Below are 7716 nucleotides of genomic sequence, written 5' to 3' on the forward strand. Positions count from 1 at the left end.
CAACTAACAATGTGGGGATGTGGTGGAGTTGGTTACCACGCCGGCCTGTCACGCCGGAGGTCGCGAGTTCGAGTCTCGTCATCCTCGCCATTTTAAAAACAGTGAACAGCTGACAATTTACAGTTAAGTTCAAAGATTTAATAATTTTTAGTTATTTAACTGTAAACTGCACACCGTACACTGTAAACTGAATTTGTGCTAACTTAGCTCAGCTGGTAGAGCAGCTGACTTGTAATCAGCAGGTCGTCGGTTCGACTCCGACAGTTAGCTCCATTTATTTAATAATTGATAATTTTCAGTTAAAAAATAAAGCTACTAAAGCTTTTATTATAGATTGTTGGTTATTAATTAAAAACAAAATACACGGAGGGGTTCCCGAGTGGTCAAAGGGAGCAGACTGTAAATCTGCCGGCGACGCCTTCAGAGGTTCAAATCCTCTCCCCTCCACCATTTATTCTACACTTGGTTATTAACCAAGTATTTTTATTTTTTGAATACTAATCTAAAACTTATTAAAAATTAATAGATATGATACAAAAGGCGAGGATGATTTAAATCACCTTCGCCTTTTTCCATTATAAGAAGGACTTTATCTGATAGTATAAGTCACTACTCTCTCTTATTCCAAAAGCAGTATATACAACCTTTCCTCCTATAAATAGCTTCAATATAGGTACACTAGATACCTGATATCGCTCTACAATCTTTTGAGAATTTAAAATAGAACATTCATAAACTAAAATTTCGGGAAATGAATCTATGACTTGATTTAGGTTCTTTTTAGCAATCTGGCAATAACCACAGTTTTTTGAAGTAAAAAGTATCAATAAATTCTTATTAGAACTAATTATTTGATCAAAATTATCATCATTTATTTTAGCATACCCTATTATACTTATCACTCCTTATCTGTTTTGAATAAGCAAGTGAAAAACTGCTTTAATTAAAGATTAGTCAATTATTGAATTTAGAAGATTTGATTAAGATTAGCTCTTAAATAAATAGGAAGAAAGCTATGATTAAGTTACTGATAGATTATAAGCTATCAATTAGAAATTATGAAACCTTCTCTTCATAACTCCCTTTCTCTAAACTAGCTAATTGCTCTTCTCTGACTTCTCTTATTTTAGATTTTAATAATTTGATTTTTTCACTAGCATCTATAATCTTTGCAGTCAACTCTTCTTTACTTTGCTGATTATCACTGTGCTCATAATCATACTTCAATAGACTTATTACCTCTTGCCAAACATGTAACTCTAATTCTAGTCCTTTTTTCATATCAAATCTCTCCTTACTATTTTAATTTACGATAATATTTAACTAAAACTAATCTAATTTAAAGAACTAAAAGTTATCAGTATTCTCCCTATAATCTCTATAAATACTATGCAATTTTTTTGTCAATGGACCAATCTTTCCATTATTAATTTTTCTACCATCAACCTCTACAACACCAAGAACTTCCTTAGTAGTACTAGTAACAAAGACTTCATCAGCCTCATAAAGCTCTTCTACTGTAAAGGTTATCTCTTTAGCTTCAAACTCTTCTTCAGCAAGTTCCAATACTATCTCCCTAGTAATACCACTCAATAATTTATTAGTAATTGGATGAGTCATAACTAAATCATCCTTAACTATAAATACATTACTACTAGTCCCTTCAATTACAATATTATCAGATGAAACAAAAAAACCTTCAAAAGCACCTTGGTCTTTAGCCTCCTGATTAGCCAAAATATTAGGAAGTAAATTAGTAGTTTTTATATTACAATAACTCCATCTAGTATCTAACAGGGTTACTGCATTAACACCATTCTCCCATAACTCTTCTGGAAAAGGCTGAGGTGGTAAAAGATACATAATAATTGTAGGGTCAAGGTCAGGATTAAAACTATGATTTCTAGGCGAGACCCCACGGGTTACCTGTATATAGAGACTTCCAGATTGGTTATTTCTATTCTTATCTATAACCTCTAAGGCAATCTTTTTTAACTCCTCTAAGGTATGCTTGACCTTAAGTCTAATCAAATCTGCACTATTTAATAATCTTCTTAAATGCTCATCAGCTTTGAATAATTTTCCATCATATAATTTAATAACTTCATAGATCCCATCACCAAACTGAAATCCCCTATCTTCAATAGAAACCTTTGCTTTAGATTGTTCTATAAATTGTCCACTTATGTAAGCTATATCTTTCATTGTTCCCCTCCTCAATAAAAAAATACTATAAAGATAATAATTATTATAATAACTCCGAAAAACTAGTCTGCCTTAATGCTTCATACAAAACTATACATACTGAATTAGCTAAATTAAGTGATCTAGTCTCAGCCTTCATTGGAATTCTAATACAATTATCAGGATAATCCTTGATAATATTATCAGGTAAACCTGTAGTCTCCCTACCAAAAACCAAAAAGTCATCAGATCCATATTCTATATCTGTATAATGATACTTAGCATATTTAGTAGAAAAATAAAAATTGCTATCACTATACCTCTCAAATAACTCTTCTAAACTATCATAATAATGAATATCTAATTTGTCCCAATAATCCAATCCTGCTCGTTTAACAGTCTTTTCATCAGTTGAAAAGCCTAAAGGTCTAATTAGATGTAAGCTTGACCCAGTGCAGGCACAAGTCCGAGCAATATTTCCAGTATTAGGTGGTATTTGTGGTTGATATAAAACTATATTCACAGTTATCCTCCTTAAGTTAAGATTATTTCAATCGATTTCATAAAATAGAATAAATATCATTAAATATACTTATTTTTATCCTATTACTTTTTATTAAAAAATTATAATTTAGTAATTATCCTATCTATCTCTTCTTCATTAAATACTTCAATTCCTTCTTTTTGTAATAAGGCTGTGGTAACTCCTGCTCCAACTCTTTTAGCTCCAATAAAATCCCCATCATATATCAATCTACTACCACAGGAAGGGCTTCTAGCCTTTAATATCGCTAGAGTACACCCTCTCTTTTTGATTAAAGCTAATGATCTCTTAGCACCCTCAATAAAGTTATCAGTAATATCATTCCCTTCTTTATCTACAACCCTTGCAGTACCTTCTAACACATCTTTCCCCTCACCACCTTGAATCTCAGCAGGTGGTCGAGGAATACTTAATCCCCCAAGAAGTTCAGGACAGATACTGATAATCTCTTTATCTTCTATTAACTCTGCTAGCCTAATATTGTAATTATTATTACCATTATATTTACAGTCTTCACCTAATAAACAAGAACTTATTGCTATCATCAACAATTATCCCTTCTTTAACCAATTTTGTGCCTCTTCTAATGTCATAAACTGCTCTATTTCAGCATAGTTTTTATACTTTCTTCTCCATAATTTGAATTTGAACTTATTAATTAACTCTGGCAGAACAATTGAAATTCTAGTTACCTTCACCTTCGACAGGTACTGAATAAAGATATCAAATTGACTAGCATCTAGATTAACCCCTCTTACATCTAATAATAATTTATTAGCACCTGTCTTAAATTCCAATAATTCCTTTATTTTTCTACAAATCGCTTTAGACTCTGTCTCATTTATTATATCATTTCCAGTCACAACTATAAACTCTTCTTTATTGGTTAATTTATACAACTAAATCTCCCCCTTTTCATACTCTTCTTTTATAATATTATGGGAGACTTAATTTCGTGTTTATTAAAGTGCTATAATCATCTGCTATGCTAGTTAAGCTTTAATGTAAGTAGTGATATTTAATGGGGATATTGCGATACTTTTTACTTTGGTAGTTGGGAGTTGGAGGGTTAGGTAGTTAGGCAGTTCCTAACCATCTACCTACCTAACAACCAAAGTGTCCCTTTATCTATTATATTATATCAATTCTTATCAACATTAAAAAACAGGAGATTAATCAATGAGTCTTAGATCTTAAATGAAGTGGCAAAATTTCAGTCTTATCTAATACTATCTTGTATCCATAAGCAGCTTGACTGAACTTCTCTTCTGCTTGATTTAGGGGCATTCCCATTAGATTAATATTTCTTAAATCCCCTTCTCCTACTTTTGACTTAATCAATTGATGGAGATAGGAGATAGCTTGTTGACGAAAACCTAATAACCTTGCTCCTACCACATCTGTAGCAATAGGATCTGTACCTGCCACTACTAAATCAGCATTTACAGGCTTGCCATGAGAAGGTCCTGTACCTACCATTCCATTATCACCACTTAAAATCGTCAAATCTATAGGAATCAACTTTGCCATAGCCACTATAAATTCATGTAAGTATTCATGGATTCCTCTATCTGCTTTAGGAAATCCATGGATCTCAGCTGGAGGCCATGCCAGAGCAATATTTTTAATTCCTAAAGATACCGTTGCCTCCTCATGGTGCTTAATCTGAGTATAAGAGATTAAAAAATCTGTTTCAGTCAATATTTTATTCAATTTAATCTTCTTAATGATTGGATGATCAAGTTCAAACTCCTCATAAGGACCATAATTTAAATCAACAAACTCTATCCCTTCATCTTCAATAATCTGTTGATATCCTGTCTTCTTCATTACCTCTTTGGTATCTGCTCCACCAGAGCCAGTAGCTATAACTATTCTAGCAGGAGATTTTCCTTTAATATATTGAATCAACTTTCTTAAAGATTCAGGTCCCACCACTGTTCCAGTCTGGGTTGTATTATCATTTACCCAATTTGGAGTAATAGTTACTCTATCCCTGGCACTAATCACCTTATCTGTAGGTAGTATGTTCAAAAGGCCTTGAATCACATCACCTTCAATCCCTTCTCCAATAGCTACACATGGCTCTTTAACCTTTCGCTCTCTTAACATCTAATCCCTCCATCTTCTCTAACCATTTTCGCCATAGTTTGTCCAACTTTAAAAAATAAATTCAAGAACAAAGCAAGTACCTTGCTCTTGAATTATAAAATCTAACTCCATTCAATTATTCCACAAGCCAACCTCTTACCAGCATCTCCAGCTGGTTGGCTCCGATAATCATCAGGATTCTGATGTATAATAACGGAACGTCCCACAATATCTTCTACCTCAAATTTATTAGTAAAGAAACTCATTCTGGCATAGCCATTATTAGAAAATAATACAGGAAGGTCTCCTGCATGGTTACCATGGGGCTGTTTATCTGGATCATAATGACCTCCTGCTGCCTGAAAAGGGTTATTAGGATCTCCTATCTTACAATTGCCAAATTCATGAATATGAAAAGCATGGGGCCCAATTGGGTCTTCTCCATCTCTAGCTGATTGATAAGGAGGTAAACCACTAACCTCTACAGAGACCTTAGTTCCACCATTAACTGGTATAAAGTAGACTATACCTCTTATGGCTGGAGCTAAAGGACCACCTTTAATCTTAGCACAGGCTATTCTTCTGCTGAATAAATTTACCATAGATATCTCCTCCTAATTCCTATACAATGTAGATAAACAACTTTTAGAACGAAATAATAGAGAGGTAGTGCGACACTTTCGTGTCAGGAATCGGGAATCTGGAATCAGTCTGTTTTACTGATAACTGGTTCCTGACTCCTGATTCCTAAAAGTGTCGCACTATCCCCATTCACTTCCACTTTACACTTAAATAGCTACAGCTAATCTATACTATTTAACACACTCATAACTATACTATTCATTTAGATTAATAATGTTCTTAATATTGATATTAAATTTATTCTTGACAGTCAAGGTTATTTTAGTTATAATGTTAATTGTTGTTACAAAAAATAAACACTATGGACCTGTAGCTCAGTTGGTCAGAGCACTCGGCTCATAACCGATAGGTCGGAGGTTCAAATCCTCCCAGGTCCACCATTTAATTTAATAACTATTAAAAGAACTGCCTGTAAGGCAGATTTTTTATTTTTTGTAATAAAATTTATAATTTCTAGACTACTGACAACTGATTTCTAAAAATACATATTAGATATTGCTACTCAATTATAACTGTAAAAATTAAAAAACCGAGGAATTAATTCCCCAGCTTAAAAAATCAGTCACCCTTTGACTGTTAAAATAATAAACTATAATCCTTTTTTATATTGTTCTGTGCAGATTGGCGAATACTATTTACTAAATCATAGTTCTCCTCTATCTTTGCCACTATATCTCCATCTATAGCCTTCTCTCTAGCCATAGAGTCTAATATCATCAAAGTCTTATCCTTACCCATACCTGCTCGATAAGGTCGATCTTCGGTAAGGGCTGTAAAGATATCAGCAACTGCCAAAATCCTGCTACCAACAGATAGCCTCTTCCCATTATGCTTAAAAGGATAGCCTGTACCATCTAAGCGCTCATGATGAAAAGCTGCCCATTCTTTAATCTCTCCAAAGCCTTCTATTGAATCCAAAGCATGATAAGTATAAAAGGTATGGCTCTTAATAATATTCATCTCATTATTAGTTAATTTTCCTGGTTTCTCTAATATTTCCGTAGGTACTGCTAACTTCCCTAGATCATGTAGATAACCAGATATCTCTATCTTACTAGCCTTATTTTGAGACCATTTTAATAGATTAGCTATCTCTCTGGCTATTATAGCTACACCTTTAGAGTGTGTTGCTGTAAAGTTACTTCTAAAATCTATAATTTTACTATAAAACTTACTCAAATCTAATAAACCATTAAGATTTAGCTCCAATTCCCAATCATTGAACGCTTTCTTTAAATCTTTTCTGATTATATCAGTATTTATAACTGCAAACCAAAAATCCTCTTTATAAGATAACTTTTGAAAAACTTTAACCAGTTTAGGATGGAGCATATTACCAGAATAGTCTTTAATAATCTTCACTATACTATTTCTTTGATTCAATATGTTCCCATTCTTATTAATTAGAATTGCTATTCTATCTGCTAAATGGAGTAGATGGCTAGATAGAGGAACATCTCTACCTTTAAACTCCCTTCCCTTACCATAATTCCATTCCAAATGATGATACCTAATTATAGGTACCAAATCAGCAAAAGCATTAAAGGAGCTTACCAAATAAGCTCCTGCTTCAGCATGTTCAAAGCCATTATTGGCTTCAAAGGTCAAGGTTTCCAGTCGACGCTTAATCGAAAAAGCTCCAATATCATGAATAGCTGCTGATAAGATTAAATTCTTCTTTTGATCCTCTGGCAAGCCCAGTTCTTCAGCTAGTCTAAAACTTATGTAAGCAACCTGTTCATGATGACTATTTAAATTGCTATCAATCATATCTGTAATATGAGAGATACTAAACAACAATTCATATAAAGAGATATTCATATTATTTCAACTCCAGATAAACTTCTTTTTTCATTACTCTGTTACAGTATAGCATCTTGAGATTAAAGATACAATGCTATTATCATTTTACATTAAATCATCTTAGCTAAAAATCAAAATATCAATTAAAAATCCTATATACTATAGGTTCGTGAATCTAGAATAAAATTTAGCCATAATACTATATAGAGATAATGGTACACTTTCGTGTCAGGAATCGGGAATCTGGAATCAGTCTGTTTTACTGATAACTGGTCCCTGACTCCTGATTCCTAAAACAGCCCCAATTATATCCATTAAGTTTCATTTTGAATTCACATACCTATATAGGTGTCCAACTTTAGAATGTAATATAAAACCCACCTCACCCCTAACCCCTCTCCTCATATCAGGAGAGGGGAATAAAAGATGCTTTAGTCCTCTCTCCTAAGGTA

9 protein-coding genes and 4 tRNA genes are annotated in these 7716 nt (G+C 33.1%); 4 read left to right on the forward strand and 9 right to left on the reverse strand.

From position 1 onward, the window contains the following. Positions 1-13 precede the first annotated feature (13 nt). The 3 genes from ACTCDL_RS12585 (at position 14) to ACTCDL_RS12595 (ending at position 450) form a co-directional block, all read left to right on the forward strand. Positions 14-90 (forward strand) — tRNA-Asp (locus ACTCDL_RS12585). 107 nt (positions 91-197) lie between these two features. Further along, positions 198-273: transfer RNA gene (locus ACTCDL_RS12590), tRNA-Thr, on the forward strand. Positions 274-365: 92 nt separating this feature from the next. After that, positions 366-450, forward strand: a tRNA-Tyr gene (locus ACTCDL_RS12595). Between the two features lie 125 nt (positions 451-575). Here the strand turns inward: ACTCDL_RS12595 and ACTCDL_RS12600 are convergent. The 8 genes from ACTCDL_RS12600 to ACTCDL_RS12635 all read right to left on the reverse strand — a co-directional run bounded on the left by ACTCDL_RS12600 (position 576) and on the right by ACTCDL_RS12635 (position 5421). After that, positions 576-902, reverse strand: a complete 327-nt coding sequence (locus ACTCDL_RS12600; RefSeq protein ID WP_463177181.1) for a thioredoxin family protein — start codon at positions 900-902, stop codon at positions 576-578. A gap of 154 nt (positions 903-1056) precedes the next feature. Continuing rightward, positions 1057-1281, reverse strand: a complete 225-nt coding sequence (locus ACTCDL_RS12605) for a hypothetical protein (protein ID WP_463177183.1) — start codon at positions 1279-1281, stop codon at positions 1057-1059. A 66-nt stretch (positions 1282-1347) separates the two neighbouring features. Further along, positions 1348-2205 carry a D-amino-acid transaminase gene (gene dat / locus ACTCDL_RS12610; protein ID WP_463177185.1) on the reverse strand — a complete coding sequence of 286 codons (858 nt, stop codon included), beginning with the start codon at positions 2203-2205 and terminating at the stop codon, positions 1348-1350. A 43-nt stretch (positions 2206-2248) separates the two neighbouring features. Next, a complete protein-coding gene (gene trmL, locus ACTCDL_RS12615) occupies positions 2249-2713 on the reverse strand; it encodes a tRNA (uridine(34)/cytosine(34)/5-carboxymethylaminomethyluridine(34)-2'-O)-methyltransferase TrmL (protein WP_463177197.1) in 465 nt (154 codons plus the stop codon). Between the two features lie 95 nt (positions 2714-2808). After that, complete coding sequence (locus ACTCDL_RS12620) at positions 2809-3273, reverse strand: 2-thiouracil desulfurase family protein (protein WP_463177200.1); 465 nt, start codon at positions 3271-3273, stop codon at positions 2809-2811. A gap of 6 nt (positions 3274-3279) precedes the next feature. Then, complete coding sequence (locus ACTCDL_RS12625) at positions 3280-3627, reverse strand: hypothetical protein (RefSeq protein WP_463177187.1); 348 nt, start codon at positions 3625-3627, stop codon at positions 3280-3282. Positions 3628-3904: 277 nt separating this feature from the next. Continuing rightward, positions 3905-4840: a DUF362 domain-containing protein gene (locus ACTCDL_RS12630; protein WP_463177190.1), complete on the reverse strand. Its 936-nt coding sequence runs from the start codon at positions 4838-4840 to the stop codon at positions 3905-3907. A 101-nt stretch (positions 4841-4941) separates the two neighbouring features. Then, positions 4942-5421, reverse strand: a complete 480-nt coding sequence (locus ACTCDL_RS12635) for a superoxide dismutase family protein (RefSeq protein WP_463177192.1) — start codon at positions 5419-5421, stop codon at positions 4942-4944. 343 nt (positions 5422-5764) lie between these two features. Between ACTCDL_RS12635 and ACTCDL_RS12640 the strand changes: the two genes are divergently transcribed. Then, a tRNA-Ile gene (locus tag ACTCDL_RS12640) sits at positions 5765-5841 on the forward strand. Between the two features lie 196 nt (positions 5842-6037). Here the strand turns inward: ACTCDL_RS12640 and ACTCDL_RS12645 are convergent. After that, a complete protein-coding gene (locus ACTCDL_RS12645; protein ID WP_463177194.1) occupies positions 6038-7282 on the reverse strand; it encodes an HD-GYP domain-containing protein in 1245 nt (414 codons plus the stop codon). Between the last annotated feature and the right edge of the window lie 434 nt (positions 7283-7716).

Source organism: Orenia sp., from assembly GCF_055140805.1.

Coding starts and splice junctions, on each gene's coding strand:
- ACTCDL_RS12630 (WP_463177190.1), bottom strand. CDS start 4,840: ATGTTAAGAGAGCGAAAGGTTAAAGAGCCATGTGTAGCTATTGGAGAA.
- ACTCDL_RS12620 (WP_463177200.1), bottom strand. CDS start 3,273: ATGATAGCAATAAGTTCTTGTTTATTAGGTGAAGACTGTAAATATAAT.
- ACTCDL_RS12635 (WP_463177192.1), bottom strand. CDS start 5,421: ATGGTAAATTTATTCAGCAGAAGAATAGCCTGTGCTAAGATTAAAGGT.
- ACTCDL_RS12645 (WP_463177194.1), bottom strand. CDS start 7,282: ATGAATATCTCTTTATATGAATTGTTGTTTAGTATCTCTCATATTACA.
- ACTCDL_RS12605 (WP_463177183.1), bottom strand. CDS start 1,281: ATGAAAAAAGGACTAGAATTAGAGTTACATGTTTGGCAAGAGGTAATA.
- dat (WP_463177185.1), bottom strand. CDS start 2,205: ATGAAAGATATAGCTTACATAAGTGGACAATTTATAGAACAATCTAAA.